The 24,527-nt window shown below is 66.2% G+C and carries 26 protein-coding genes; 13 read left to right on the forward strand and 13 right to left on the reverse strand.

The features are described from left to right. Nucleotides 1-342 precede the first annotated feature (342 nt). From AZG88_RS23365 to AZG88_RS23375, 3 genes are all read left to right on the forward strand, one after another. Nucleotides 343-2,523: a catalase gene (locus tag AZG88_RS23365; protein WP_061045845.1), complete on the forward strand. Its 2,181-nt coding sequence runs from the start codon at nucleotides 343-345 to the stop codon at nucleotides 2,521-2,523. A 312-nt stretch (nucleotides 2,524-2,835) separates the two neighbouring features. Next, the gene (locus AZG88_RS23370) at nucleotides 2,836-3,393 is read left to right on the forward strand and encodes a CsbD family protein (RefSeq protein WP_061045846.1); all 558 of its coding nucleotides are present in this window, start codon (nucleotides 2,836-2,838) and stop codon (nucleotides 3,391-3,393) included. 29 nt (nucleotides 3,394-3,422) lie between these two features. Next, nucleotides 3,423-4,100: a hypothetical protein gene (locus AZG88_RS23375; protein ID WP_061045847.1), complete on the forward strand. Its 678-nt coding sequence runs from the start codon at nucleotides 3,423-3,425 to the stop codon at nucleotides 4,098-4,100. An 8-nt stretch (nucleotides 4,101-4,108) separates the two neighbouring features. On the opposite strand, the gene AZG88_RS23380 is transcribed toward AZG88_RS23375, so the two are convergent. Then, nucleotides 4,109-4,468 carry a MerR family transcriptional regulator gene (locus tag AZG88_RS23380; RefSeq protein WP_005249737.1) on the reverse strand — a complete coding sequence of 120 codons (360 nt, stop codon included), beginning with the start codon at nucleotides 4,466-4,468 and terminating at the stop codon, nucleotides 4,109-4,111. A 125-nt stretch (nucleotides 4,469-4,593) separates the two neighbouring features. Here AZG88_RS23380 and AZG88_RS23385 point away from each other — a divergent pair, with 125 nt between their 5' ends. From AZG88_RS23385 to AZG88_RS23405, 5 genes are all read left to right on the forward strand, one after another. After that, on the forward strand, nucleotides 4,594-5,013 hold the full coding sequence (locus tag AZG88_RS23385; RefSeq protein WP_025433565.1) for an Hsp20/alpha crystallin family protein: 420 nt from the start codon (nucleotides 4,594-4,596) through the stop codon (nucleotides 5,011-5,013). Between the two features lie 30 nt (nucleotides 5,014-5,043). Then, a complete protein-coding gene (locus tag AZG88_RS23390; RefSeq protein ID WP_061045848.1) occupies nucleotides 5,044-5,337 on the forward strand; it encodes a hypothetical protein in 294 nt (97 codons plus the stop codon). A gap of 182 nt (nucleotides 5,338-5,519) precedes the next feature. After that, nucleotides 5,520-6,362: a GAF and ANTAR domain-containing protein gene (locus AZG88_RS23395; RefSeq protein ID WP_025433564.1), complete on the forward strand. Its 843-nt coding sequence runs from the start codon at nucleotides 5,520-5,522 to the stop codon at nucleotides 6,360-6,362. 35 nt (nucleotides 6,363-6,397) lie between these two features. Next, complete coding sequence (locus AZG88_RS51955) at nucleotides 6,398-6,784, forward strand: hypothetical protein (protein WP_156517595.1); 387 nt, start codon at nucleotides 6,398-6,400, stop codon at nucleotides 6,782-6,784. 220 nt (nucleotides 6,785-7,004) lie between these two features. Then, on the forward strand, nucleotides 7,005-7,685 hold the full coding sequence (locus tag AZG88_RS23405; RefSeq protein ID WP_061045850.1) for a GAF and ANTAR domain-containing protein: 681 nt from the start codon (nucleotides 7,005-7,007) through the stop codon (nucleotides 7,683-7,685). A gap of 45 nt (nucleotides 7,686-7,730) precedes the next feature. Here AZG88_RS23405 and AZG88_RS23410 read toward each other — a convergent pair whose 3' ends face one another. Then, nucleotides 7,731-8,939: a fatty acid desaturase family protein gene (locus AZG88_RS23410; RefSeq protein ID WP_061045851.1), complete on the reverse strand. Its 1,209-nt coding sequence runs from the start codon at nucleotides 8,937-8,939 to the stop codon at nucleotides 7,731-7,733. 177 nt (nucleotides 8,940-9,116) lie between these two features. Here AZG88_RS23410 and AZG88_RS23415 point away from each other — a divergent pair, with 177 nt between their 5' ends. Both AZG88_RS23415 and AZG88_RS23420 read left to right on the forward strand, forming a co-directional pair. Then, on the forward strand, nucleotides 9,117-9,476 hold the full coding sequence (locus AZG88_RS23415) for a hypothetical protein (RefSeq protein ID WP_025433561.1): 360 nt from the start codon (nucleotides 9,117-9,119) through the stop codon (nucleotides 9,474-9,476). A 106-nt stretch (nucleotides 9,477-9,582) separates the two neighbouring features. Next, a complete protein-coding gene (locus AZG88_RS23420) occupies nucleotides 9,583-10,266 on the forward strand; it encodes a PAS and ANTAR domain-containing protein (protein ID WP_061045852.1) in 684 nt (227 codons plus the stop codon). 51 nt (nucleotides 10,267-10,317) lie between these two features. On the opposite strand, the gene AZG88_RS23425 is transcribed toward AZG88_RS23420, so the two are convergent. The 7 genes from AZG88_RS23425 to AZG88_RS23455 all read right to left on the reverse strand — a co-directional run bounded on the left by AZG88_RS23425 (nucleotide 10,318) and on the right by AZG88_RS23455 (nucleotide 17,700). Beyond that, nucleotides 10,318-10,809, reverse strand: a complete 492-nt coding sequence (locus AZG88_RS23425) for a hypothetical protein (protein WP_061045853.1) — start codon at nucleotides 10,807-10,809, stop codon at nucleotides 10,318-10,320. A gap of 117 nt (nucleotides 10,810-10,926) precedes the next feature. Then, nucleotides 10,927-12,663: a CocE/NonD family hydrolase gene (locus AZG88_RS23430; RefSeq protein WP_061045854.1), complete on the reverse strand. Its 1,737-nt coding sequence runs from the start codon at nucleotides 12,661-12,663 to the stop codon at nucleotides 10,927-10,929. Between the two features lie 23 nt (nucleotides 12,664-12,686). Beyond that, nucleotides 12,687-13,628: an MBL fold metallo-hydrolase gene (locus AZG88_RS23435; protein WP_005249780.1), complete on the reverse strand. Its 942-nt coding sequence runs from the start codon at nucleotides 13,626-13,628 to the stop codon at nucleotides 12,687-12,689. A gap of 1 nt (nucleotide 13,629) precedes the next feature. Then, complete coding sequence (locus AZG88_RS23440) at nucleotides 13,630-14,550, reverse strand: alpha/beta hydrolase (protein ID WP_061045855.1); 921 nt, start codon at nucleotides 14,548-14,550, stop codon at nucleotides 13,630-13,632. 17 nt (nucleotides 14,551-14,567) lie between these two features. Next, nucleotides 14,568-15,695 (reverse strand): FAD-dependent oxidoreductase, encoded by a 1,128-nt coding sequence (locus tag AZG88_RS23445; protein WP_061045856.1) that lies wholly within the window; start codon nucleotides 15,693-15,695, stop codon nucleotides 14,568-14,570. Between the two features lie 14 nt (nucleotides 15,696-15,709). After that, complete coding sequence (locus tag AZG88_RS23450) at nucleotides 15,710-16,663, reverse strand: phosphotriesterase family protein (protein ID WP_005249785.1); 954 nt, start codon at nucleotides 16,661-16,663, stop codon at nucleotides 15,710-15,712. Between the two features lie 50 nt (nucleotides 16,664-16,713). Continuing rightward, complete coding sequence (locus tag AZG88_RS23455) at nucleotides 16,714-17,700, reverse strand: aryldialkylphosphatase (RefSeq protein WP_025433558.1); 987 nt, start codon at nucleotides 17,698-17,700, stop codon at nucleotides 16,714-16,716. A 147-nt stretch (nucleotides 17,701-17,847) separates the two neighbouring features. Here AZG88_RS23455 and AZG88_RS23460 point away from each other — a divergent pair, with 147 nt between their 5' ends. After that, nucleotides 17,848-18,435: a TetR/AcrR family transcriptional regulator gene (locus tag AZG88_RS23460; protein WP_061045857.1), complete on the forward strand. Its 588-nt coding sequence runs from the start codon at nucleotides 17,848-17,850 to the stop codon at nucleotides 18,433-18,435. On the opposite strand, the gene AZG88_RS23465 is transcribed toward AZG88_RS23460, so the two are convergent. Genes AZG88_RS23465 through AZG88_RS23480 form a run of 4 tightly spaced genes read right to left on the reverse strand, consistent with a single transcriptional unit; the run spans nucleotide 18,345 to nucleotide 21,891 of the window. Then, on the reverse strand, nucleotides 18,345-19,358 hold the full coding sequence (locus AZG88_RS23465; RefSeq protein WP_231914151.1) for a LysR family transcriptional regulator: 1,014 nt from the start codon (nucleotides 19,356-19,358) through the stop codon (nucleotides 18,345-18,347). The genes AZG88_RS23460 and AZG88_RS23465 overlap by 91 nt on opposite strands. A gap of 39 nt (nucleotides 19,359-19,397) precedes the next feature. Beyond that, nucleotides 19,398-20,528, reverse strand: coding sequence for an NAD(P)/FAD-dependent oxidoreductase (locus AZG88_RS23470; protein ID WP_061045858.1), 1,131 nt, complete (start codon nucleotides 20,526-20,528; stop codon nucleotides 19,398-19,400). After that, entirely contained in the window at nucleotides 20,525-20,719 is a 195-nt protein-coding gene (locus tag AZG88_RS23475; protein WP_061045859.1) for a ferredoxin, read from the reverse strand. Before AZG88_RS23475 ends, AZG88_RS23470 begins: the two co-directional genes overlap by 4 nt. After that, nucleotides 20,716-21,891 carry a cytochrome P450 gene (locus AZG88_RS23480; RefSeq protein WP_061045860.1) on the reverse strand — a complete coding sequence of 392 codons (1,176 nt, stop codon included), beginning with the start codon at nucleotides 21,889-21,891 and terminating at the stop codon, nucleotides 20,716-20,718. Before AZG88_RS23480 ends, AZG88_RS23475 begins: the two co-directional genes overlap by 4 nt. A gap of 150 nt (nucleotides 21,892-22,041) precedes the next feature. On the opposite strand from AZG88_RS23480, the gene AZG88_RS23485 reads away from it, so the two are divergent. Both AZG88_RS23485 and AZG88_RS23490 read left to right on the forward strand, forming a co-directional pair. After that, nucleotides 22,042-23,166 carry a DUF3500 domain-containing protein gene (locus AZG88_RS23485; protein ID WP_231914152.1) on the forward strand — a complete coding sequence of 375 codons (1,125 nt, stop codon included), beginning with the start codon at nucleotides 22,042-22,044 and terminating at the stop codon, nucleotides 23,164-23,166. Beyond that, on the forward strand, nucleotides 23,163-24,527 hold a 1,365-nt coding region (locus AZG88_RS23490), incomplete at its 3' end, for a HupE/UreJ family protein (RefSeq protein WP_061045862.1). The genes AZG88_RS23485 and AZG88_RS23490, both read left to right, overlap by 4 nt.

A 24,527-nucleotide genomic window follows, 5' to 3' on the forward strand; every position in this document is an offset into this window, starting at 1 on the left:
CGGAGGAGGTGACCTCCTCCTGGTCCAGGGACCCGGGCTTGCGGTCCGTCTGGCCAGTTCCAGCCTGGTCCGGGCCCGCGTCTCGTGAGCCCTCGGGGCCACGCTCGGACTGTGGTTCCTCGTGCAACTGCGTGCCTGGTTCGGTACCCATGATCACTCCTTCCCGACGCAGCAGAACGCCGGATTCTCGGTTCGTTGGTGATTGACATCTGCTGTAGCTATGCCCTGGGGCGCGAATGCGAAACCGCGTCTCTCGATCGGGGCACGGTGTGGCGCTGGGCCCATCCTGATTCGGTTTGCGAACGTTTGGGCACTCGGAGAAGAGCGGACCGTTCAGCAACGATGCGGCGCCGATCCCACGGATTCTCAGCGAGGAGCTACGCCGTGCCCAAGAAGAACCCGCCCATTCCCGGAACACCCGGTTCCGGTACCCCGACGTTCGCCGAGCCCACGGAACCCACTGATCCGTTGCCGCCCAAGCCCGATCAGCGGGCTCCCGCGCTGGGCACCGCGACCGGGCAACCCGTCGAAGGTCCGGACACGGCCCGCGGCCAGCAGGGGGAGCACCTCACCACGGCGCAGGGCGCGCGGCTGTACGACACCGATCACTCGCTCAAAGCGGGAACCCGGGGACCGACCCTGCTCCAGGACCATCATCTCCGTGAGAAGATCACGCACTTCGATCACGAGCGGATACCGGAGCGGGTCGTGCACGCACGCGGTGCGGCCGCGCACGGCGTCTTCCGCGGATACGGTGCCGCCGAACCGATCAGCAAGGCGGCGTTCCTCGGCAAGGACGTCGAGACGCCGGTCTTCGTCCGGTTCTCCACCGTCCTCGGTTCCCGCGGATCGGCCGACGCCGTCCGCGACACACGAGGGTTCGCGACCAAGTTCTACACCGGCGAAGGCACTTTCGACTTGGTGGGAAACAACATTCCGGTGTTCTTCATCCAGGACGGCATCAAGTTTCCCGACGTCATTCACGCCGCCAAGCCGCATCCCGATCGCGAGATTCCGCAGGCGCAGAGCGCTCACGACACGTTCTGGGACTTCGTGTCCCTGCACACCGAAGCCACCGCGCACACGTTGTGGAACATGTCGGATCGCGGCATACCGCGGTCGTACCGGATGATGGAAGGCTTCGGCGTCAACACCTTTCGGATGGTGAACGCGGCGGGCGAGAGTTCGCTCGTCAAGTTCCACTGGAAGCCGAAACTCGGTGTGCACTCACTGGTGTGGGAAGAAGCGCAGATCGTCAACGGCATGGACCCCGACTACCACCGCCGCGATCTCGCCGACGCGATCGAGTCCGGCGCGTACCCGGAATGGGAACTGGGCATCCAGGCGTTCCCGGACACCCCGGACCAGACGTTCGAGGGCATCGACCTGCTCGACCCGACCAAGATGGTGCCGGAGGAACTGGCCCCCGTGCAGCCGATCGGGCTGATGACGCTCGACGCGAATCCGACGAACTTCTTCGCCGAGACCGAGCAGGTGGCGTTCCATCCCGGGCACCTCGTTCCCGGGATCGACGTCACCGACGACCCGCTTCTGCAGGCTCGGCTGTTCTCTTACCTCGACACCCAGATCAGCCGGCTCGGTGGGCCCAACTTCGGGCAGATACCGATCAATCGGCCCCAGGCGGAGGTAAACGACATGCTGCGCGACGGCATGCACCAGACGGGAGTTCATCCGGGTGTCGCGCCGTATCGGCCGAACTCCCTCGACGCCGGTTGCCCGTTCCTGGCCGGCGCGGACGCTGCCTTCGTGGAGGTTCCGGTGCAGATGCCGGAGTCGACGAAACTACGCGCCGCCCCCGCGAGCTTCGACGACCACTTTTCGCAGGCCCGACTGTTCTACGCCAGCCTCAGCCCGGTCGAGCAGGCGCACGTCGCGGAGGCTTACACGTTCGAGCTGGGCAAGTGCTACGAGCAGGTGATCAAGGAGCGTGCACTCGAGGTCGTCGCGAACATCGACCCCGGTCTGTGCGAGCAGGTGGCCGCGGGTCTCGGCCTCCCGGCGCCCGCGCCGACCGTCGCCTACGACGCGGCGCCGACGCCCAGTCCCGCGCTGTCGCAGGTCGGTGCCGAGTGGCCGCTGGACGGCCGGATCATCGGCATCGTCGCCGACGACGAGTCCGATCTGTCCGAGGTGGCCGACGCCGTCGAGATGATCGGCAAGAACGGCATGGTGCCGCTCGTCATCGGGCCGCACGGTGGCGAATTGGGGTCGGGTAAGGGCGCCGTCCCCGTGTCCCGCACGTTCCTCACGATGCGGTCGGTGGAGTTCGACGCGATTCTCGTCGCGGCGCCGGCGTCGGACCCGCGGCTGCACGTGTTGCTGATGGAAGCATTCCGGCACTGCAAGGCGATCGGGGGATGGGCCGCCGGTCGCGGCCTCCTCGAAGCCGCCGGAATCCCGGCCGAGGCCCCGGGCATCGTGATCGCAGACGAGGCGTCCGAACTGTTCGACGGCATCACTGCGCTGATGAAGTCCCACCGGGTCTGGGAGCGCCAGGTGTGACGTGACGCGGTTGTGAAGTGAAACGGTCTGGACGAGGGTCTCGGGGCCGCCGATGGCGATCTCGAGACCCTCGTCGACATGGTTGCGCACCTTCATGATTGGCGAGTTCGGAAGAGCAGCAGCGTAACCGGAGGAACTTGCTGTCCGCGCAGTGCGCCCGTCCCCGGTCGAACTATCCGGCGTCCGGCGCGTCCTCGACCTTACGGCGCACCCCGAACACCCGACCTCCGGAGCAAAGCATGAAAGACAAAAGACAACACGCCATTGCGGGTGGCGGTACCGTCGCCGCCCGAATACCAGGAGAACATAGTCATGAACGAACAGAACACGTCCGGACAAGCACGCAAGGGTCTCCTCGACACGGTCAAGGGCAAGGTGAAGGAAGTGGCCGGCGCGGTGACCGGCAACGACTCGCTGGCCTCCGAAGGGCAGCTGCAACAGGCGCAGGCGCAGCAACGTAAAGAGGCGAACAGTGCCGAGACCGTGGCCAGGGCGGAAACCTCGCAGGCTGCAGAGGAACTCGGCCAGGTGCGTCGAGAGAGTGCCGAGGAACGCGCTGCGATCGGTGCCGAGGCGGCGGCCGCCGAAGAAGCTGCCCGGAACCGGCAGCAAGCAGAGCACCGGGCCGCGGAGGAGCAACAGCACCGCCAGGTCGCGCAGGAGCAGTCCCGCGCGGCGGCCGACGCCCGCGACGAAGCGGCACGGGCGGAGACCGTCGAACGGTCGAAGACGGTCGCCGCCGCCGAAGAAGCCGTCGATGCCACCGACGAACACCGGCGGGCTGTCCGTGAAGCGAACGCGGCCCGCGACGAGGCAGAACGAGTCAGGCGCGCCGCCGAGGGTCTCAGCAACGACGCCGGCCTGTCCTGATCCACTCCCCACGAACCATCGGAGATTCCATGAACATCCCCACCGTCCCCATCACGCTCTTGCGGTTCCAGTACACGATCCTGCGGATTCCTCTGCAACTCGTCGAAGACCAGTTGATGTCCCGGCTGGCAACCGAATCACCGGCCCGGTTGATGTACGAGCGCACCCTGGGCGTGCTCGACGGCGCCGTCGGCAGTGCACTCGGCGACCGTGACACCGAGCGGCGCGGCGACGCACTCACCGAGCGCAGCGACGCACTGGCCCGGGCGGCGGAACTCGACGAAGAGGCGGCACGCACCGAGGCCGAGGCCGACACCGCACTGGAAACCAAGCGCAAGCAGGTCCAGGACGAGCAGGCGGCAGCGCGCGAGGCGAAGCAGCGCGACGTCGAACGGGCACGCCGGCGTGAGTTCGAACGCAAACAAGCGGCTGAACGGGATGCCGAGCACCGCAAACAGGTCGCGAAGACGAACGCCGATCAACGTGCCGCCCAACGCACCCGGGCGGCAGAGGCCGAGCAGCGCGCCGAGCAGACCAGACTCCGGGTAGCGGAGAAGGCGGCGGGAGCGCCGGCCAGGGCCCAGCTGAAGGACGCCGCGGACAAGCAGGACGAGGCGGCGGACAAACGAGCTCGCGCCGACCGCGTGGAGAAACTGGCCGAGGCGGAAAAAGACAAGCGCCGCAACGAGACGGCACTCAACGGGTGATCTGACACTCAGGCTCGCCCGCCGCGAGTCCCGTCCCTTCTGAGTCGAGCGTTGTCGCTCTCGAGCCGGTTATTGGCCTCGACGAGGCGATCGTTGTCGCTCGCGAGCTCGGTGTTGAGGTGCTCGAGATCGAGGACGCGAGCGATGCCCGTGAGGTTGACCCCGTCCGCGATCAGCTCGGCGATGCGCCGCAATCGAATGAGGTCGTCGTCGCTGTAGCGGCGGGTTCCGCCGCTGGTGCGGGCCGGGTTGATCAGGCCGTGCTGCTCGTAGAAACGTAGCGCCTGGGTGCCGAACCCGGAGAGCTCGGACGCCACGGTGATGCCGTAGACCCCCTGTTTGGCTCGCGACTTGTCGTCGTTCGACATCGCGTCCTCCTCGAGAATCGAGTCCGCCGAACCCTCTTGCGAGGAGCTAGAGCGTTTGCTATAACGAATCTACAGCATTTGCTGAAGGTTACCTATTACGATTCGGGTTTCTGGAGGTGGAGACAATGTTGATGCGCACTGATCCATTCCGCGATCTCGACCGCCTGACTCAGCAGATCCTCGGCACCACGGCGCGACCGGCGGCCATGCCGATGGACGCGTGGCGCGACGGCGAACAGTTAGTGGTCGAGTTCGACCTGCCAGGGGTGGACGCCGATTCCGTCTCGCTCGATGTCGAGCGCAACGTTGTGACCGTTCATGCTGAACGCCCCGCGCGCGCCGACAACCAGGAAATGCTGGCCTCGGAGCGACCGAGGGGCGTATTCAGCCGGCAGCTGTTCCTCGGCGACAACCTCGACACCGACCGGATCACGGCCAACTACCAATCGGGGGTGCTCCGGCTGACGGTCCCGGTGGCCGAACGTGCCAAGGCCCGGAAGATCGAGATCACCCACAGCGACGACAGAAAGGCCGTCAGCGCCTGACCCGCGCCGATCCGACACACAGCGGGAGGGATGACCACGATGGTGTACGCACAGAACAGCCCTTCGACCGTGGAAGCGGAACTGCCACAGGTCGAGTACGTGTGGGATGACCTCGAGTGCCGGCTGTTGGCAGCCGAGGTGGACCTGATCTTCGCCGACGCGCCCGCACCGGTCCTCACGGACTTGGCACCGACTTCGACAGCGGACGTCCACGGCGAGAACACGAGGCCCCCGCTGCACGCGGTGGCACCCACCACGCGGCGCAGGGGTCCGAACCCGGAAGTAGCAGCCACCCAACGCTCTCCGCCGCACGGGAACACGTGACGTTGTCCATCCGTAGTCCCCGGCCTGCCGTTCTCGCGCTGGACGGGCCGGGGGCTGCTTCGCGCTCGCACGCCGGGCATTTCCCTCCGCGTGCTCCTTGCGTTGAGACGGACCGAGTCGCACGATATCTTTATCTGAAGCCATAGATTAATTGGTGTAAGCTATATAGAAAGGGGTTTGGCGTGTCCGCGCACGGCGGTTGGGGCGGAGATGTCGAGGCGGTCGGAAAGGCGCTCGACGCATTGCGTCGACTTCTCGAAGAAGAAGTGTCCGGACACACTCTCCTGCACCGACTGTGCGAGTGGGCAGTCGATGCCTTCAGCGGCGCGGAGATGGCCGGGGCGGTTCTTTCCTATGACGCTGGGGGCAGTGGGTCGGTGGCGTGCGCGGACCCTCGCGTCGCCTCGATCGAGGATGCCCAGATACGGACAGGCAAGGGCCCGGGTCCTGTCGCTGCTGACACGTGCACGGTAGTGAGGGGTGAATTCGGTGAGGGGGTGGTTCGGCGATGGCCCGCGTTGGCGTCCGCGGTTGAAGCTGCCGGCTTCGAGTCGGGCAGCTTTCTGTGTGCTCCACTGTCCGTGGGAGACGGACTGGGATCGCTGAATCTGTACAGCCGCATCGGCAGCGCCTTCTCGGAATTCGATGCTGCCCTACTCCGGGTGTACGCCACCCTGATTGCGTCGACGATTCGGCTCGCGCGAGATGGTCGGGAGGCGCGTGAGGAAGTGGCGGGTCTGATCAAAGCCATGGAGTCGCGCAGCATCATCGAGCAGGCGAAGGGAATCGTCATGGCCACCGGGGGTGTGTCCGCGGACGAGGCCTTCGATTTCCTCGTCGTCAGCTCGCAGCAGAGAAACATCAAACTCGCTCGGCTGGCGAAGGAACTCGTGGATCTGACGTCCGGTGCCGACGGGGTGAAAGCAATTGCGAGGACACGGGATTACTCTCGCTCGCGGCAGGGTACTTCGATACTCACGTCCTCGTCGTGTCCGGACGCGACGACGGCCAGGCTCCCCGGTTAAGCCCATAGCCGGCGGAGCCGCCCAAAAGGGATGTGGTGAGCGTGCGGAACGGCGCGTCGGTGAGGGACTTCCTCATGGAGGACCAGACGCTCGGCCTGGGGTGCGCAGACGGGGGCATCGATTCGGTGATTACCGTTCTCGGTGAGGGGTATTCGGCTTCCATGAGTAGCGAGCGCGGACTGACGGTCCTCGGGCCTTCCTCGCATCGAGCTCGCTCGACGAGGGAGGGGCAATCCGTGATGATTCGTTCGGGCAACGGGGTGTGGGAAGTGCGCTGCGATCGGTGCGATCATGGATTGCGCACCGGTATCGGAGATCGGACTGCGGCGGCCAGGGCGGCACAGATCAACGGCTGGGCCTTCACCGAACTCACCTTGTGCCCGAGCTGTGCCACCACCGCGTACCACGACGCGCACCGCTGACACGGCGACAGCGGAACGGGTGCCACGGCGTCATGCGCACCGATGCTGCTTCATCCCGACCACCGCGAGAAGGGCTTGCCCTTTCCTTCACCGAAACAGCGCCGCATTCCCTGCCAACGGAAGGAACCTGCTTTTCCGGTCCGGCACAGGAGCCGGGGTGCTTATGGTGGTGTGGGTGGCATCCTGCAGCCATCTTTTTCGATCGAACCGAGGAGCGGTAATGAGCGATTCCGGCGCGGGGGACCTCAGCCGCACCATGGCCGAGTTGGCCCGCAGTCTCTCCGGTCCACGCACCCTCGACGAACGCCTGCGCGCTGTCACCGCCGCAGTTGTCGAGCTGATGCCGCACGAAACGTGCGCGGGCATTCTGCTCATCTCCGGTGGCAACAAATTCGAGACCGTCGCGCCGACATCCGAGCTGCTCCGAAAGCTCGACCACGCTCAGCAGCAACTCGGGCAGGGACCGTGTGTGGCGGCGGCGCTCAACAATCTCGTGGTGCGAAGCGAAGACCTTCGCTCGGAATCGCGATGGCCGCAGTTCGCTGCCGCCGCCGTCGATGTGGGGATTCTCAGTTCGATGTCCTTTCAGCTGTATACCTCCGAGGGAAAGATGGGAGCACTCAACCTGTTTGCATTCTCGCCGAACGCGTTCGGTCCCAACGAGGAAGCAGCAGGCGAGGTTCTCGCCGCCCACGCCGCGTTGGCACTCACCGCTGTACGGACCGAAGAGCAGCTGCGCTCAGCGGTTGCCTCACGCGACGTCATCGGGCAGGCGAAGGGAATGCTGATGGAGCGATTCGACATCGACGCGATCCGTGCGTTCGAGCTGCTCAGCAGACTCTCCCAGGAAACCAACACCCGGTTGAGTGTTATCGCGCAGCGGATTACCGAACGCAGATGAGAGAACCGGCCACGAACCGGCACTTGCCCCATCCTCCGGCGATCTTCAGACTCCCGCCCGTGCACGAAGCGCTGTCAACAGCCCGCGGCGATTGCCCGTGACCGGATCGATCTGCGGGGGCGAATCGGTGAACTTGCGTTCCGATGCAGTCTCGGGTGCGTCGTCGGCGGTTGCGCTGAGGAACTTGTTCGGCAGCGCCAGCTTGGCGATGGTCCGCCACGACTTGAAGTACTGCACCGGCAGCGAACCCGTCGTGTAGGGCAGGTCGTACTTCTGGGCCAGAGCCCGCACCCGCCTGGAGATCTCGCGCAGGCGGTTGCTCGGCAGGTCCGGGAACAGGTGATGCTCGATCTGGTAGCAGAGGTTGCCACTCATGAACTCCATGACCGGGCCGGCCTCGAAGTTCGAGCTACCCAGCATCTGCCGCAAGTACCACTGGCCCCGCGTCTCGCTCTCGAGGTCTTTCGTAGTGAACTTCTCGGCGCCGTCAGGGAAATGACCGCAGAAGATCACGGCGTTCGTCCACACATTGCGGATCATGTTCGCCGTCAGGTTCGCGGTGAAGGTCGTCAGGAACGCCGGACCGGTGAGCGCCGGGTAGACGACGTAGTCCTTGCGCACCTGGCGGCCGACCTTCTCGAGCACCTCGTGGCACCTGCGCTCGAACTCCTCACGATCGACACGACCCAAAACCACCTTGCCGAGCTCGAGGTGCTGGAGGGCAACGCCGTACTCGAAGAACAACTGCAGCAACAGGTTGTAGACCGGGTTGCCGATGCTCAGCGGTGTCCACCGCTGATCGCGAGTGACCCGCAGCATGCCGTAGCCCACGTCGTCATCCATGCCCAGCACATTCGTGTACTTGTGGTGAACGTAGTTGTGGGTCTGCTTCCAGTGCTCCGACAGGCCGGCGATGTCCCACTCCCAGAACGACGAGTGGATCTCCGGATCGTTCATCCAATCCCACTGACCATGCAGCACGTTGTGACCCAGTTCCATGTTCTCGATGATCTTGGCGGTGCCGAGCATCGCGGTACCCCCAAGCCACGCCGGTGGGAACAGGCTCGCGAACAACAGTGCACGCCCGCCGATTTCGAGTGACCGCTGCAGCCGGATGGCGTTTCTGATGTACAGGGCATCACTCTCCCCGCGCGAGGCTTCGATGTCTCGTCGGATCGTGTCGAAGTCGATCCCGAGAGCTTCGACATCGGCCTCGGTCAGGTGGGCGTACATCTTGACATCCGAAATCGCCATATCGTGACGCTACGGCAAGTTACGGAACCGTAGGTTACGCGCAGATGAGATGTGAGTTAGTTCGGAAGTCGTCGCCGGCGCGGTTTGGGTTCGGCAGCTGAGGGCAAGCTGTGCAGGAGGGGCGTTCGGACGATGATTCGGCTGACCGCTCGGGCCACACAACAGTCAGGAGATGTCATGCAGAAAGTGTTGATCTTCGCAGCGGGCGCGGCCGCGGGTTTCGTCCTGGGCACTCGGTCCGGTCGACAATCCTACGAGAAGATGCGGCATCAGTCCCTCGAGCTCTGGCACAACCCCACCGTGCAGGAGAAGGTGAGCGAGGCGACGGAGATCGTGAAAGACAAAGCTCCGCAGGTGCAGCACAAGGTCGGCGAACTGGCGAAGAAGGCTACCCACCGCGGCACGGACACGAGCGCGACGGGCGCCCCCACCAACGGAGTGTCACTGGAGGAAGCTGCGGGTCGCACTCCGACGACCACGGAACCGGCGACCGTTACTTCGCCGACGGAGGGCAAGCACACCCAAAGCCCGAACTGACCGGACAGGCAGTGTTGCGGGCGGCTGATTCCTGCGCATTCCGACGTGAGTGCGCGGCATACTGTGGCAGTGGTTGCGAGGCGAGGATGGTCGAGCACGCAGTGCCGTGGGGGTCGCTGTGGACACTGATGAGCTCCGCGGCTCGAATGCACCCCCGCAGGGTGGAAGTTTCCGGTTCTACCTCGACGGCCAGCGCTGGGAATGGTCCGACCCCGTCGCCCGGATGCACGGCTACCACCCAGGCGAGGTAACCCCCACCACCGAACTGCTGCTCTCCCATAAGCATCCTGACGACCAACCTCAGGTCGCGGCCCTCTTCGACAAGATGATCCACGCCGGTGAGCCGTTCAGCAGCAAACACCGCATCATCGACACCGAACGGCGCATCCACCACGTCATCGTGGTCGGCGATCGAATGCTCGACGAGAACGACCAGGTCATCGGCACATCCGGATATTACATCGACGTCACCGAAGCGTTGGAAACCGACCTCCGCGAGTTCAACGCGGCGCTCACCGAGGCCGTCGCCGAACTCGAACAATCGCGGGCGGTGATCGAGCAGGCCAAGGGTGCACTCATGCTCGTCTACGGCATCTCCTCGGAACGCGCCTTCGGCATCCTCACCTGGCGTTCACAGGAGACCAACACCAAACTTCACACCCTCGCCGAGCGTTTCGTCGACGCACTCGCCGCCGAGGCGACCCTCCCCGAGTCGTTTCGCGCCCGGTTCGACCACTTGCTCCTGACCGCACACGTGCACCCCGACGGCCAGCCGGGGGCGCAGGACTGACTCACGGCCGACACCCCAGCACGGAACCTGGACCGAGTCAGGCATCCCTCCCTATGCGGTGGTGACGTCGGGCGGGTCGGGAAGGTCGACGCCGAGAACGAAGTCGAGCCAGATGAGTGCGTCGGCCAGGGTTTCCGCGCGCATGGTGAGGTCGAATTGTTGCTCGGCGGCGGTGAGCGACCGCTCCACTTCCGCGTGATCCTCGGCGAGGAAGGCCGACACGGTCCGCAGCACCCACCGCGCCGATGCCGGTAGGGCGTCGACGTCGACGTACCCGCCGTCTGTGAAGCGGAGGTCGAGGATGAACCGCTCCCCTGGACCCGCGGCGCCCAGGCGCGCGATGACCACGCCGACGATGGCATCGACGACCCAGGCGAGCACCTCGCCGTATTGTGGCCGCTCTCCGTCTGGGTGCGGTTCGGCGCACACTCGGGATATCTCGAACGAGAACTGAGCGGCGTCGCGGTCCCCGACCAGTTGCATCAGCCGACCCCCGAGAGCTGCGGCAGTCGGGCTGGTGGGGCGGCCTGCGTTCGATCCCATACTGGAGAGTGCCCGGCCCCGGGAGCAGTCACACAGGCCGCCATCACGCTCTTGCGCACATCACTGGCTGCTCCGACAACGTCGCAGTTGGCCGGACAGGTACCGCTCGGCGCGGCGCTACCTCTGCCTCTCCGCCTTGCATGTCGTGAACGGCAGCACGAGGCGGGACCGGTGCGCGGCGTCCCGGTAGATCTTGTGGGTGACCGGGCGGCCCACCGGCAGATGGAAGGCATCGGGCGGCAGCAGCGCGTTGTGCGCGTCGGCCAGCGGTTCGTTGTTCGAGAGCTCCACGGTCAGAGCGTGTCCCGGCCGGAACGTCGCGGCAAACGGGTAGAGGCGCAGCACGTACTCCTCGATCGTCCCGGGCTCGACCGGCACAGCGCGGGTATGCGGGTGGTGCGGGTTGCCCTCGGTGGTGCGCTCGTCGAGTTCGCGGTGCGAGGCCTTGAGGTAACCGGACGTGATCAGCTGGCGCCTACCGTCGGGCGCGGAATCCCACAGACGCAGAATGAAGTTCGTGTCGTCCTGGTCGATCTCGGCGAAGATGTGCGCGGCGCCGGTGCCGATCAGTTCCGTGGGCTCCTCGAACGGCTCGGTGCTCCAGCGCAGCATCGACACTGTATCGGTGACTGTGAGCGGCGCCTGGTAGAAACCGTCCGGTGCGGCGTATTCCGCACCCATCCGCTCGGGCTCCGTGGACAGCGTGCCGCGCGGGCGCAGGTACAGCGACCGGTACTCCACGTCCTTCGGCGGCCACTGACTTCCGGTCACCCGCTCACGCGAGCCCTCGACGAAGACGTTCACCGCGGGCTCGTCCATGATCCCGTTGTCGATGCCCTTGATCCAGTAGTCGTACCACCGGAACATCTTGTCGTGCTCCTCGATGAAGGGGCGCGACTGCATGGGCGGGTACGGGCCGATGTCCAGCTTCTTCGGACCCTTCAGCGCGTCGAAGAGTTCGATCGTGCCGTCGACCGTCCAGCCGCGACCCTGGTCGATCTGGAGATAGACGGGGATGTCGATGTTCGGGGCCAGGGTGACGGGGTTGCGCTCCTCGTACCAGTCCCCGTCCAGGTCGTTCATCACGATGTCGAACCAGGCCTCGTGGTGCTTCGGGTAGTTCAACACGTGGACCAGGTTCGGCCAGGCGGCCACGTCCGGATCCTCGAGGCGCTCGGCGACGCGCTGCTTGATCTCCTCCGGGGAGTACGTCTCGAGCACGCGGGACTTGACGTTGTCGGTGAAGGCCCATCCGGAGTCGCCGCCGCGGCCCTCGCGGGCGGCGCGCGGCATGAACCACATGATGCCGCCGTGGTAGGTGGTCTCGTAGAAGTCGTAGTGCCCGCCGCTGACGAAGATCGCCTTCAGATGCGGCGGACGCTCCGCGGCGGCGAGCACCTGCATCGACCCGAAGTAGGAGATGCCGATCATCCCGACGTTGCCGTCGCACCATGGCTGCTCGGCCACCCACTCGATGAAGTCGTACGCGTCCTGACCCAGGGAGACGCCGCCGCCGGCGTTGTAGTTGCCGATGTGCTCACCCTCGGAGGCGCCGGAGCCGCGGAGGTCGCCGATCACGTGTACGTAGTCCTCTTCGACGACGCGTGCGATGTCGCCCGCCTCGATGCAGCCGTCCCACATCGGACTGGGCCGTCGCTGCGGCGGCGTGGTGAGGGCGAGGGCCTGCAACTCCTTGCCGTACGGGCTCAGGGCGACCAGCGCGGGCCGGGGCTTGTCCTCCACCCCGGAGTACGAGTCGGCGACGAGCGTGACACCGTCCCGCATCGGCACCCGGAGGTCCTTGCGGACGGCAATCTTCTGCCCACCCGCATCCAACGTTCGAAGATCCGTCATGAGTGCGCGACTCTCTTTCTCTGTCAAGACTGTTGGTTGAACTGCGTGCGATGACCGTGCAGCGTCGTGAAGAACGGGGACGGTTCGAGCGTGGGGTCCCCCTCGTAGCCGAGTTCCTCCGCCACCCGGGCGAACGGCGAATACGCCGAGTCCGTTTCCTGCAGACCGTCCCGCAGATACCGATGGGCCGCGTCGCTGACCCGCGCCTGGATGTCCACACTCTCCTGGAGGGCATGTCGAGCCTGGTCGCTGTCGAGCTCTACTCCGTAGGCCACGCCGTCCGCCCGGCGGTACGGATGCCCCAGATACAGGTGCTGTGGACGGATCTCGTCACGCAGATACTGCACGCTCGACCGGTAGGCGACCGGATCCTCGTAGCCGGGAAAGCCGTTGGCGGCGCCGTGGACCTGGACGGCGTCGCCGACGAACACGGAGTTCTGGCCGTCCACCACGTAGGCGACCGATCCGGCGGTGTGGCCGGGGATGGAATGCACCGAGACGGTGACATCGCCACCGAGGGACAAGGTCTCGCCGCCCCGGAGCAACCTGTGCGGCTCCATCTCCCCGGAGATGGCCGCCTGCGCCGTCGCCGTCTGCTTCGCGGCACCCTGCGGGTCGTGCAGGTACTGCCCACGCACCGCCACGTACTCGTCCACGTGCGCCTGCCGCGATCGCAACAGGTGCGCGTCGGCCTCGTGGATCACGACCTGGGCACGCCTGCCGGTGAGTTCCCACAGGGCGTGCGCCCCGCCGAGGTGGTCGATGTGGCCGTGGGTCAACAGGATCCAGCGGACATCCTCGATGCGCCGCCCGAGCGCCGCGAGCGCGGGGGCCATTCCCGCGGCGGGCGACGAGGCGATGCCGGTGTCGACGATCGCCGGCTCAGGGGCGTCGATGAAGAAGCTGTACAGGCCGAATCGACCCCACGGCGAGACGAGGGGGTGAATCTTCACGTCCTGCGTCATGTCACTTCCCCGGAGCGGACCGAAGGAACTCGGCCGTCTCCTCGAACACCCTCTGGTACTCCGGGATCCAGGAGAAGTTCTGGACGAACCCGTGGTTGGCACCGGCATGACGACTGACCGTCGCGTCCACTCCGGCCTCGTTCAGCCGCGCGCCGTAGAGTTCGCCCTCGTCGCGCATGGGGTCGAACTCGGCGGTGACGATCAGCGCCGGGGGCAGCCCGGTCAGATCCTCACGCTTGATCGGGGAGACCAGCGGGTCTGCCGGATCCGCACCGCTGTCGAAATAGAAGGCGTTGAAGGGCTTCAACCCCGCGGTCTCCACGCCGTACCCTTCGGCGTTCTCCCGCAGGGAGGCGTAGCGGTCGATGTCGAAGTCCAGGTCCAGCGACGGGTAGAACAGGACCTGGTGGGTGATGCGATCGAATCCCTCGTCGTGGGCCGTCGCGGCGACGGCGGCGACGAACGTGCCACCCGAACTGTCGCCGGCCAGTGCGAGTGTCGAGCCGTCCCACTCCAGGTCCCCGCCGTTCTCCGCCACCCACCGGACCACCCCGAGGCAATCCTGGAGGCCGGCCGGGAATGCCGCCTCGGGTGCCCGGCGGTAGTCGACGGAGACGACCTTCAGCCCGGTCTCCATCGCCAGGGACCGTGCGACGTGGTCGTGCGTGTCCAGGCTTCCGAGGAAGAACGCGCCGCCGTGGAAGTACACCAGCAGTCCGTAGGAGTCGGCGTCGACCGGTGTGTAGATCCGGACGGGTACGTCCCCTGCGGTGCTGTCCTCGACTGCGTGGAGCGGCAGGCGCTCCTCGACGGGAGTGACCTGTGCCTGCTCGCCGGCGCGCATGGCCGCCGGGTCGAGCGGGCCCTCGGGCGGGGCGGGCAGGTTCGCGATCACCTGGGCGATCTGGGGGTGTAGCGGCATGTCAGTGACCTCGTTTCTTACTTCGCGGCGGACGGCTGAGCAGCGGGTTTCTGACCGGGGAAGACGTCGTCGACCTCGTCCTCGGCCCACCCCTGACGCGAGATGCGCTGCAGCTCATCTGTCATCGGCTTGCGGGTCGCCTGGTACAACGCCAGCGCGTCTTTGACGGAGTCGGCTTCCTGCAGGGCGTCGGCGAGTGCGCCGGCGTCCAGGATCGCCGAGTTCGCACCCTGCCCCTGGTGGTGCAGCATCGAGTGCGCTGCGTCGCCGACGAGGACGACCGAGTCGGAGTGCCACTGCTCGACCGGGTCGATGTCGTAGACCGCTCGAATGCTCACGGTGTCCAGGTCGAGGCCTCGTGCGATGTTCACGATCCGCTCGTCGAAGCCCTCGACGGTTGCCATGATGTCGTCCTTCGTGATCTGCGGCGCCCAGGTGCCGTCGGGGCACAGGGCGGTGATGTCGAAGGACACCTGGCCCCGGTGGCGCAACGGCAGCAGGTACACCTTCGTACCCCTGCCGATGTACATCCGGAGGTTGTCGTCGACGACCATTCCGTGGGCGTCGTCGACGGAGATCACGGCGCGGTAGGCGTGCTCCCCGGAGAACACCGGATCCTTGTCGCTGAAAATCTGCTGGCGCACCACCGATTTGATGCCGTCGGCGCCGATGACCAGATCGGCTTCGACGGTCTCGCCGTTGGCGAACGTGAGGACGGAGCGGTCGCCTCGGTCCTCGACGGTCTCGAGCTTGTGACCGAGGCGCACCATGCCCTCGGGGAGCACGCCGAGGAGAGCGTCGATGAAGTCCCCGCGGTGGATCAGGTGGGTCTTGGTCTCCTCGTCGTAGTCGTCGATTCCCGGCCACGCCTCCTTCAAGATCGGATCATTGGTGGCGGTGAGGATCTCGAAGTAGTCGCTCGGCGAGCTGACCTTCGCGATCGCGTCGAAGATCCCCCACTGACGGAAGCGGTGCATGGTGGAAGGACGCAGCCCGATGCCGGCGCCGACCTCCCGAACCGCGGAGGCCTGCTCGTACACGGTGACCTCGGCGCCGAGCAGGCTCAGGGCCTTGGCCGCCGCAGCGCCGGCGTACCCCGCGCCGACGATGGCGATGTTCAGGTTCTTCAGCTCTGTTGGCTGCATGTTTCTCGTCCTTGTCAGTTCTGAATGGTCAGGAAATCGGCGGGGTTCTCGACGAACAACTTGGTGATCGTTGCCTCGTCGATACCGGCCTCACGGAGGTCGGGGATGAGGTCCTCGAAGAGGTAGTTCACGGTGTGGCCCTTGACTCCCGGCCACCCGAGCGGGCTGCAGTTGGCGTCGACGCCGGCGAGCGCCTTGTCCAGGTGGCCTGCTCCGAGGAACCGGAGGAAGTGGTCCAGGCGCTCCTTGCGCGGACGGGCCCAAAACGGCGGATCCTCGAGTTCGGTCTCGTAGCCGAACGTGTCGAAGCCGACGCGACCGCCCTGTTCGGCGATCCAGGTGTCGCGCGTCTTCTCCGCGTTCACGCCGTCGTCGACGTGCCCGAACAGCACGCGGTCCAACGGCAGGCCCTCTTCGTGGAAGATGGCGATCGCGTTCTCGGCGTCGATGGCCAGGTGCGTCAGGATCGGCACGCCGGTGCTCAGGGCGGCGCGAGCCGCGGCGCGGTAGATTCGCTTGTCCAGCTCCGTCATTCGGCCACCGCGGCTCACCCCGACCTTGATGACGCCGGCGCGGCTGCCGGTGTCCCCGATGCCGACGGTGATCTCGTGGACGAACTGCCGCGTCAGGTACTCCACGCTCGCCCGCTCGAAGAACGGCAAAGCGGTGTCGCCGCCGACGAATCCGGTGCACGCGACGATGTGGACTCCGGTCTTCGCGGACAGCGACTTGTAGTAGTCGACGTCACGACCGTTGCAGATTCCGGTGACGTCGACGAAGGTCCCGCCCCCGTACTGGTGGAACTTGCGCAGCTTCGGGACGGTCTCCTCGTACCGCTCCTCGGGGGTCTTCCACCATCTCGTATCCAGCTCGGAGCCGGGCATGCCGTACCCGATGTGCTCGTGGATGGCGACGATGCCCAACTCTTCGGTCGGGATCGGCCCCAGGACTGTATTGACTCTCGACACAACAACTCCCCTTCGGGAAAGACGACACTTCGATTGCGGATTTCGCGCGGTCAGCGCACCGACAGCAGTTCGCGCGGGTTGTCCACGAGGATCCGCTGGACGTCCGCGTCGCCGAGCCCCTGCGCGGTGAGGAGGGGTACGAACGTCGACAGGACGTAGCTGAACGGGACGTCGCAGTCGGGCTGTCCCTTGGCGACGCCGATCGTGCTGCTCGAGAGCAGGATTCGGTCCCCGTGGCCGGCCTCGACCAGCTCGCGCACCACGACGGCGCGTTCACTGTCGGTGATGTGGGCGCCGTTGTCCGGGCCCACGTGGTCCAGGGCGACGAAGGCGCCGCGGCGGGCGATCTCGAGCGGGGCGCCGGCGGCGACCGCGTCCTTGCGGTCGAGCCCGCCGACGACGACGCGGTGGGCGGGCAGCTGCTCGTCCACGACGATCTCGAGGTCAGCCGCCGCGTCGTGCCCGTAGCGAAGGGAGACCGCGACGCCGGTATGCAGGGCGGCCCGGGCCGCGCCGCGGAACAGGCTCTCGTCGGTGGGGGTCATGCCTCCGCGGGTCGCGGTGGTGGTCACCAGACCCGCGGCGCCCCGTCGTTCGACCCGTGGGATCACCATGCCATCGGTGATCTCCTTGGTGAAGAGCTCGGCGAACTTCTCCGCGGGCCACGGCGTCGGCGGATTGGTCTGCGGCGTCAGGAAATAACCGCCGAGCATCTCTTCCGGGCCCATGCCCGTCGACGCGACGATGTGCACTCCGGTCGAGCGGGAGAGCGCCTCGTACAGGTTCACGTCGCGACCGTGGAACATGCCGGTGCTGTCGACGATCGTCCGTCCCCCGTGGTCCCGGAAATCCGTCAGCTTCGCCGCCAGGATCTCGAAGATCTCGGCGCGGTCCATGGCGATGTCGAACGCATGCTCTGCGCCGGGAACCGCGGAGAGCAGCGCCTCGTGAACCGAGACGACTCCCAGCTCGTCGGCGGGAACGGGGCCGAGGACGGTGTTGACGGTGTTGCTCTCGGCGGTCTGGGAGCCCTTCAACGGCACTTCCTTTCGTCAGCGTCATGTCTGCATGACGTGCTGCGCATCACAGTAGGGATTAACATTACAGACTGTCAAGTGAGTGCATTGGAAGGCATGTGACTTTGCGGGCAGGTTCGTGGCTGTACTGCGGATAGAATCCGGGCCATGTCTCTCCGTGCCGCACAGAAGCAGATGACCTACGAGCTCTTCCTCGCGAAGGCGCTCGAGCTGTTCGGCGGGAAGGGCTACTCCGCGACCACGATCGACGACATCGCCACCGCCGCCGGCTCCACCCGGACCACCTTCTACCTGCATTTCTCGTCGAAGGCCGAGGTGATGAGCGCGCTGCTGACGAAGGTCGACGCGATCCTCACGACGGCCGACGACCCGACGCTGAGCGCGGTGGTCGCCTCCGGCTCGCGCGACCTGATCCGGGAGTGGCTGGACCGCAAGTTCTCGCAATGGGACGAGATCAAGCCGTACCTCACCGCGTCGTTCCAGGCCGCACACGAGCCGGACGTCGCGGCCAAGACCGAGCAGTGGTTCGAGGACGCGGTCGGTCAGATGACCGCGGGGCTGGATCGGGCGAAGCGCTTCCCGCCGGACCGTCGCCAGGTGCGCTGCGTGCTCGCCTTCGGCCAGCTCGAGTACCTCTCGCGCCGCTACTTCTCGGTCGGCTGGCGGATTCCCCGCGAGGTCTGCCTCGACGAACTCACCGACTCCTGGTGCCACCTGCTCGCGTCGGACAACTGAGGCTCGAACGTCGTCGCTTCGACGAGGATCTCCCGCAACCAGCCGATGAACGCCGCATCTGCCAGACGCGGGTTCCACACCATGTCGACCCTCAACGGTGACAGCGGCAGCGGGAATTCCTCGATCCGGAGGTCGACCCGTTCGCGCATCGCGACCGCGACCCGAAGGGTGTGCACGGCCACGCCACCGGCCGTCGCCACCAGATGCGGGATGAGCAGGTGATCGGAGACGAGTTGTCCGATCCGGTATTGCACGCCGTGCGCGTCCATCGCCGCGTACGGCGCCACCCGGTGCCGCGAGTCGTACGTGACGTGCGGCATCGAGGTGAGTAGGTCCAGAGCAGACGCTTCGGGATCACTGTCCGGATGGGCGATCACCACCCAGCGGTTCTCGTACAGCCGTTCGCGCGGGTACGGCGAAGTGAACGCCTCGGACAGGAGTACGACGTCCACCCCTTCGTCGGTGAAGTCGCTTGCCTGAGGCTCGACGAAGTTGCGCACCCGGAGGGTCGCATTCGGTGCCCGCTCCGCGATCAGACGCGCCGACGCGGGCCCGACGACGAATGCGGTGCTGGTGGTCATCGCCATCGTGATGGTTCGGCTGTCGTGGGCAGGGTCGAAGCCCGGAAAGTTCACCACCTCGGCGGTCTGCCGCAGCACTTCACGCAGTGGCGCGATGAGTTCCAACGCACGCGGGGTGAGCACCAGGCCGCTGCCCTGCCGAGTCACCAGGTCGTCACCGATCATTCGGCGCATCCGTCCCAGGGCATGACTCATCGCGGGTTGGGACATGCCCACCCGGGCCGCGGCGCGGGTGACCGATCCCTCTTCGAGGAGCGCCAGGAGCGGCACCAGCAGATTGAGGTTGACCGAGGCGAGCCGCTCCAGGCCGAGATCACTCGAATGATCCCTGGGTTGGTTCATCCACACGAAGTTACGCGTCCTTCTCCCGAACCGTCGGCGTCATGCTCCGGCCGAGGCCATGCGGCGCAGTCTCGGGATCGGGATCCGGTGGTTGACGGCGATCGCGACACCGTGACCGTCGTCGTGAGTCCAGCGCATCACCGACGGTCCGCGCGGGCTGTCCCCGAGGAGGAACTCGGGTTCACCGGCAGCCGGCAGGTCGCCGGTGGCCTTGAGGTTCAACCCGAATTGCTCGGTCCAGAAGTACGGATCGAAGTCGAGTTCCGGCGCCTCGTCGCCGGCCAGTAGTGCGAGGGCAGCGACCTTGGCCTGTTCGATGGCGCTGCTCCACAGCGGAATCCGGCGCACTCCCGTCCGCGTCGGGACGGCCGCGACGTCCCCGGCCGCGACGATGCCGGGCCCGATCCGTCCCCGAGAGTCCGCCTCGAGGCGGCCGCCGGTCATCAGTCCGCAGGCGGCCAGCCACTCCGTGTTGGGGATGTCGCCGATCGCGCTGACGAGCAGGTCGGCCGCGACCCGTGATCCGTCCCGCAGGACCACCCCACGCGCATCGTCGATCCCGGCGGCCGAGCCGACGACGATAGTGAGTCCCCGGGCGACCGCGGCCGCGGCGAACGCGTCGGACAGGCAGGGCCCCAGATGCGACAGCATCGGCCGGCCGTCGGCCACCAGCGTGACCCGGCATCCCGCCGACAGGGCGGCGGACGCGATTTCCATGCCCAGCGGACCGGCCCCGACGACCACCACCGACGGACGGGCAGCCAGCCGTTCCCGGAGAACCAGGGCATCGTCCAGGGTGCGCAGGGTCAGCTCGACGCTGTCTTCGCCACCCAGACGCCGGGCCCGGGAACCGGTGGCGATCACCAGTCCGTCGTAGGGCAGATCCGAACCGTCGTCGAGACTTACCCGGCGGGACTCGACGTCGAGGCCGACTGCCGCCACCCCGAGCACCTCGGCGGCCTCGTGCGTGGGCGGCGCCAAGGCGTGGGAACCGCCGTCGACCAGGAGCCCCTTGGAGAGCGCTGGTCGCGAGTACGCCGCCCGGGGTTCGTCGCCCACGATGGTCAGGTCGCCGTCGAAACCTGCGGCACGGAGGCTGTCACACGCGGTCTGGCCGGCGATCCCGTTGCCGATGACCAGAATCCTCCGGGGAGCTTCGGTGAGTTTCATGCGAGTGTGAGTGCGGCCACGGGACAGACCCGGACAGCGGCGCCGGCGTCAGCGAGTTCAGGGCTTCCCTCGGAGAGCTCTTCGACGTCGAGGATCAGTTCGCCCTCGTCGTCGAGGTGCATCAGATCGGGAGCGATCTCTTCGCACAGTCCGTGGCCCTCACAACGGGGCCGATCGATCACGATTCTCATGCCGGGACCACCTTCAGGATCTCGAGTGTGTTGATGGAGCGGGTGATGTTGCTGGGCAACCGAACCGGATCGGCGGCCACCAGACGCTGTGCGTGGACGGCCAGTGCCCCGATGACGGCGTGAGCTTCCAAGCGTGCCAGGCCCTGGCCTGCGCAGCCGTGCGGGCCGTAACCGAAGGAGAGGTGGTCGACCGGGTTCCGTTCGACCAGAAAGGCGTCCGGGTTCTCGTAGTGTCGCGGGTCGCGGTTGCCGGCACCGAAGAGGATCGCCACCTGGGAGCCGGCAGGCACCAGGGAGCCGTCGATGATGACGTCCCGGGTGACGAGGCGCCCCCAGGCATGCACCGGCGCCCAGAATCGGAGTATCTCGTTGAAGGCTGCCGGCACCAGGGCGGAATCCCTTCGTACCAGGTCGAATTGGTCGGGGAAGGCCGAGAACAGTGCGACGATGTTGCCGAGCGCAGCGATCGTGGTGTCCACTCCGGCGCCCAGGTACTGGTGGATGATGTGGCCGGCGGTTCCGGGAGGTATGGCGCCCCGGTCCGCGGCGTCGAAGATGCGGCGACCGACCGACCCCGGCGCCAGATCCTCGGCCCGGACGCCGGTGCACCAACCGTAGAGTTCGCCGGCGATCGGGAAGTTTTCCGCAGTCCGCTGGTTCATCGGGCCGATGACCTCCATCGCGGCCTGTCCCCAGCGCAGCATGTTGTCGCGCACCTCGCCGGTGAAGCCGATCAGGTCCGCGACGACCACGAGCGGAAAGACACGGGCCAGCGCATCGATGGCCTCGAACGAACCCCGCGCTACCAGGTCCGCGACCAGCGCATCGGCCTTGGTTTGGATCCTGTCCCTGATTCCCCGCAGCGCCCGTGGGGAGAGGTTCTCGGTGAGCGTCGCGCGCAGTTCGGCGTGGATCGGCGGGTCGGAGGCAAGCGACGTGCCTTGCAGTGCCTCGTTGACCATGGGGTTGAAGCCGATCGTCCGGGACGAGAACGTGCCGGGGTCGGCCAGTGCGTCGCGGATGGCGTCGTACCGGGTCAGGGCGTAGACGTCGTTGGCGGGCAGATGCACCACCGCGCCGAGATCGCGGAGTTCGGAATATGTCGGATAGGGGTCGGTCAGGATCTCGTCGGCGAAGAGGTCGATAGCGGAACTAGCGGGTGTGCTGGTCATGCACCCAGTGAAGTGACTCCACTCACATAAATCCAACTCATATTGTGCATATTGGAACATGCAGCCTATTGATGTGAATGTCCCGCGCTTCACAGGAAAGTGCCAGCGACTTCACGGGTCGACCGGATTCTGTCTACTTACGCTCCTCCCATGCGAACTCAGAACTCCCGTGTCACCCCACCGAAGAAGTTGATCGTCGTGTCCTCGATGGTGATGCTTCTCGGACTCTCACTCGCCGCATGCGGGACCGACAGCGACACCACCCAGACGACTGCGTCCACGTCCGCTTCGAGTTCTGTCGCATCGACTGCTGCCACTGCCGACGCAGGCAGCGTCGTCGCCAGTGCCGAGGCCTTTGCGGCGACGTTGACCGACGATCAGAAAGCGCTACTGCAACAGGAGTATTCGTTCGAGAATGCGCAGAAGTGGTCGAATCTGCCGCAGGCACTGCTCCGAGGCGGTCAGGGGCGGATCGGCCTGCAACTCAGCGACCTCGACGACACTCGAATCGCCGCGCTCGACACCCTCTTGCAGGCGGTCACCGGCTCGGCTGCGGGCGACGGGTACGACGAGATCCAGCAGCTGCTCAACGCGGACGACTACCTCGCGGCCAACGGCGGCGGAACCGACTACGGCCGCGGCAACTACTACATCGCCTTCCTCGGCACCCCGTCCGATTCCGGGACGTGGGAATTGCAGTTCGGCGGACACCATCTGGCCTTCGCCAACACCTACGTCGACGGCGCTCTCGTCGGTGCCACCCCGTCGTTCCGCGGGGTCGAACCGTTCGGCACGTTCGAGCAGAACGGCACGTCGAATTCCCCGCTCGCCAATGAGCAGTCTTCGTTCGCGGCGATGCTCGCAGGAATGTCCACCGAGGAGCTGGCCACGGCGAAGCTCGATTCCGTGTACAGCGATCTGGTGCTCAAACCCGGCAACGACTGGGCATTCCCGACCACCAAGGAAGGCGTCCAGGTGTCGACGTTCACTCCGGAACAGAAGCAGCTGGTGATGGCCGCGGTCGCCACCTACGTCGACGACATCGACGACGCGGACGGGGCGACCATCTTGGCGAAGTACGAGAGCGAGCTGGACCAGACGTACGTCTCGTACTCGGGTAGCACCGGTGTGACGGAGCAGAACGACTACGTGCGGATCGACGGACCGTCGGTCTGGATCGAGTTCTCGATGCAGCACGGCATCGTGCTGTCCGGGAACCACCCGCACTCGGTGTGGCGTGACCGGACGACGGACTACGGCGGAACGCAGGAGTGATCTCCCCTCGGCTTCGCAAGTCGGTTGCGCGGTTGATGCTGGTGCTCTCATCGATCGGACTGTGGCTGATCGGTGGTACCGCGCAGGCTCACGTTCTTCCGACCACCACCATCGAGCTCGACGTTCGCGCCGCGGAAATCGATGCTGCTCTGACGATTCCACTGAGCGACCTGGAGGCGGCAAGCGGGATCGACCTCGGATCCGCCGGTCAGAGCGGGATCGACGCGCATTCGAGCGAACTGCTGGACTATCTCGAGAATCATTTCGCGCCGACCACGCTGGACGGCCGGCCGTGGGCGGTCACCTTCGACGAACTCACCCTGAGCTCGGCGGAGGACCTCGGTACCGGAATCTATGACACCCTCACGACGACGGCGCATCTCGTTCCCCCCGCCGGAGCCGATGAACGCTCGTTCGATCTCGGCTACGACGCGGTGATCCATCGCGTCGTCACCCATGTCGTCATGGTGACCGTACGATCCGACTGGTACACGGGAACAATAGATTCCGGGCGAGAGATCGGCACCGTCGGAGTGGACTCCGTCACCGGCGACATCACACCACTGACAGTGCACCTCGACGACGGAAGCGCCTGGCAGGGATTCGTCAGTATGGTCTCGCTCGGCATCACGCACATCCGGGAAGGAACGGACCACCAACTGTTCCTGCTCACGTTGTTGCTACCCGCTCCGTTGCTCGTCGCCGCGCGGCGCTGGGGTGGGCCGGCGCGGCCTGGAGTGGCGGTGCGCAAGATAGCTGCGATCACGCTGGCGTTCACCGTCGGCCACTCGGTGACTCTCGCGTTGGGCACGATCGGCTTTCCGGTTCCGCAGCAGCCCGTCGAGGTTCTCATTGCGATCAGCATTCTCGTCGCTGCCGTTCACGCAATCGTGCCGATCTTCGTCGGCCGTGAAGCGTTGATAGCGGGGATGTTCGGTCTCGTCCACGGTCTCGCGTTCTCGGCGACGCTCACCGAACTCGACCTCACCGGTGGGCAACTCGCAGTCAGCCTGCTGGGTTTCAATATCGGCATCGAGCTGATGCAACTCGCCGTCGTCGCTGTCGTGCTGCCGCCGCTCATCGTGCTCGCGCGGACCCGCATCTACCATCCCGTTAGGGCAGCCGCAGCCGTACTGGCCGCGGCAGCCGCAGCCGGATGGGTGTTCGATCGGGTGGGGTTTCCCAACATCGTCGCCGACGCGGCAGACAGCCTGGCCGACGTGACGCCGTATGTCGTTGCCGCTCTGTGGATTGCCGCGGTCGCTGTGGCTGTTCTACTCCTGCGGGGCCGCCTCGTCGGGACGGCCGGGCCAGACGCGTTCCGCAAGGGAGAGGACCGGCGGCAGGGCCGGGTTGTCCGA

Origin of the sequence: Rhodococcus sp. LB1 (assembly GCF_001583455.1) — a bacterium.
Taxonomy (GTDB): Bacteria; Actinomycetota; Actinomycetes; order Mycobacteriales; family Mycobacteriaceae; genus Rhodococcus_F; species Rhodococcus_F opacus.